The following is a 2,887-nucleotide window of genomic DNA, read 5'->3' on the forward strand; positions in this document are numbered from 1 at the left end:
CCGAGAATTGAAGCTTAACAGACTGGGAAGTCTGGCCGGAGCGGGTGACAGCCCCGTGAGCGTAAGTTTCTCGGCCCTAGTGGTATCCTGAGTAGGGCGGGACCGGAGAAATCCCGCCTGAATCCAGCGGCACCATCCGCTAAGGCTAAATACTCCTGAGAGACCGATAGTGAACCAGTACCGTGAGGGAAAGGTGAAAAGTACCCTGAATAAGGGGGTGAAATAGACCCTGAAACCATGCGCCTACAAGCGGTCGGAGCCCATTCGTTGGGTGACGGCGTGCCTTTTGCATAATGAGCCTACGAGTTACTCCTCTCTGGCGAGGTTAAGGGTCTTGAGGCCCGGAGCCGCAGCGAAAGCGAGTCTGAACAGGGCGCACAGTCAGAGGGGGTAGACGCGAAACTTTGTGATCTACCCATGGGCAGGATGAAGTTTGGGTAAAACCAAATGGAGGTCCGAACCAGTTTACGTTGAAAAGTATTTGGATGACCTGTGGGTAGGGGTGAAAGGCCAATCAAACTGAGAAATAGCTCGTACTCCCCGAAATGCCTTTAGGGGCAGCGTCGCGGTCGAGTCATATGGAGGTAGAGCTACCGATAGGACTAGGGGGAGTCAAATCCTACCGAATCCTGACGAACTCCGAATGCCATTTGATATACGCGGCAGTGAGGCGCAGGGTGCTAAGGTCCTGCGCCGAGAGGGAAAGAACCCAGACCGCCAGCTAAGGTCCCAAAATTTATGCTAAGTTGAACAAAGGGGGTCCAGTTGCACAGACAGCCAGGATGTTGGCTTGGAAGCAGCCACTCATTTAAAGAGTGCGTAACAGCTCACTGGTCGAGCGACAGGGCATCGATAATAATCGGGCATCAAGCATAATACCGAAGCTGCGGACAGTATTCATACTGTGGTAGGGGAGCATTCCCTGCTGCGGCGAAGGCGTGCCGACGAGGCGCGCTGGAGCGCAGGGAAAAGCAAATGTAGGCATAAGTAACGATAATGCGGGCGAGAAACCCGCACACCGAAAGACCCAGGTTTCCTGATCAACGCTAATCGGATCAGGGTTAGTCGGGACCTAAGGCCGAGGCGAAAGCGCAGGCCGATGGACAACTGGTTAATATTCCAGTACCGGCCACGTATAGCGATGCGGTGACGGAGAAGTGAAAGGACCGCGCACTGACGGAATAGTGCGTTGAAGGCCGTAGGTATTGGCCCGGTAGTGAAGTACGCCGGGCTAGCCGAACGCCGATAGTACCCCACGCCCTCGGGCAAGGGGATAGTGTCCCTAATCAGGCTCCCAAGAAAACCCGCTAAGCGTTTAAATACGTGGCAGCCCGTACCGCAAACCGACACAGGTGGTCGAGGAGAGAATCCTAAGGTGCTCGAGTGAATCACGGCCAAGGAACTCGGCAAAATGGCCCTGTAACTTCGGGAGAAGGGGCGCTTCCTTGCAGCAATGCAAGAAGCCGCAGTGAAAAGGCCCAGGCGACTGTTTAACAAAAACACATGGCTTTGCAAAATCGAGAGATGACGTATAAGGCCTGACACCTGCCCGGTGCCGGAAGGTTAAGAGGGGGGGTTAGCCGCAAGGCGAAGCTCTGAATCGAAGCCCCGGTAAACGGCGGCCGTAACTATAACGGTCCTAAGGTAGCGAAATTCCTTGTCGGGTAAGTTCCGACCTGCACGAATGGTGTAACGATCTGGGCGCTGTCTCAGCCGTGAGCTCGGTGAAATTGTAGTCTCGGTGAAGATGCCGAGTACCCGCAACGGGACGGAAAGACCCCATGAACCTTTACTATAGCTTAGCATTGACGCTGGGTAACTCATGTGTAGGATAGGCCGGAGAATACGAAGGGGCGTCGCCAGGCGTCCCGGATTCATCCTTGAAATACGGCCCTTGAGTTGCTTGGCGCCTAACCCCGCAGGAGCGGGGGACCGTGCTTGGTGGGTAGTTTGACTGGGGTGGTCGCCTCCAAAACAATAACGGAGGCTTTCAAAGGTGCCCTCAGTACGCTTGGTAACCGTACGCAGAGCGCAATAGCATAAGGGCGCTTGACTGTGAGGCCTACAAGCCGAGCAGGGTCGAAAGACGGATATAGTGATCCGGTGGTTCCGCATGGAAGGGCCATCGCTCAAAGGATAAAAGGTACTCTGGGGATAACAGGCTGATCTCCCCCAAGAGCTCATATCGACGGGGAGGTTTGGCACCTCGATGTCGGCTCGTCACGTCCTGGGGCTGGAGAAGGTCCCAAGGGTTCGGCTGTTCGCCGATTAAAGTGGCACGCGAGCTGGGTTCAGAACGTCGTGAGACAGTTCGGTCCCTATCTGTTGTGGGCGTCGGAGATTTGAGGGGTTCTGACCTTAGTACGAGAGGACCGGGTTGGACGAGCCTCTGGTGGACCTGTTGTGGCGCCAGCCGCAGCGCAGGGTAGCTACGCTCGGATGGGATAAGCGCTGAAAGCATCTAAGTGCGAAACCCACCCCAAGATGAGATCTCCCTTGAGGGCCGTCAGAGACGATGACGTTGATAGGTGGCAGGTGTAAAGGCAGAGATGCCAAAGCCGAGCCATACTAATTGCCCGAGCGCGTTCTCACGAAGCGCACGCTTCAGCCGGCCACGTGCCGGCCCGCCCCTTGGCTTCTCCAAGGCTTCTTTCTCCCAGCTAGTCAAAACATAAAAGAGCTTTATTCAGCCATTACGCGTGACCTAAGACCACGCTCAAGACAATGGCGGCTATGGCGCCGGTGTTCACCTCTTCCCATCCCGAACAGAGAAGTTAAGCCCGGCTGCGCCGATGGTACTGGGGTCACACCCGGGAGAGTAGGTGGCCGCCAACCCCAACAACAGGACGGCCCCCGTTTCGCAAGAGACGGGGGCCGTTCCGCGTTT

General features: G+C 56.0%; 2 rRNA genes (1 of these 2 only partly in view). Both read left to right on the forward strand.

Features of this window, described 5'->3' with window-relative positions:
• A 23S ribosomal RNA gene (locus H9Q13_RS17885) occupies window positions 1-2,592 on the forward strand; it begins 302 nt to the left of the window's first position.
• 131 nt (window positions 2,593-2,723) lie between these two features.
• Window positions 2,724-2,835, forward strand: a 5S ribosomal RNA gene (gene rrf, locus H9Q13_RS17890).
• Window positions 2,836-2,887 lie beyond the last annotated feature (52 nt).

The sequence above is a fragment of the Pontibacter aquaedesilientis genome, assembly GCF_014773225.1.
Taxonomy (GTDB): domain Bacteria; phylum Bacteroidota; class Bacteroidia; order Cytophagales; family Hymenobacteraceae; genus Pontibacter; species Pontibacter aquaedesilientis.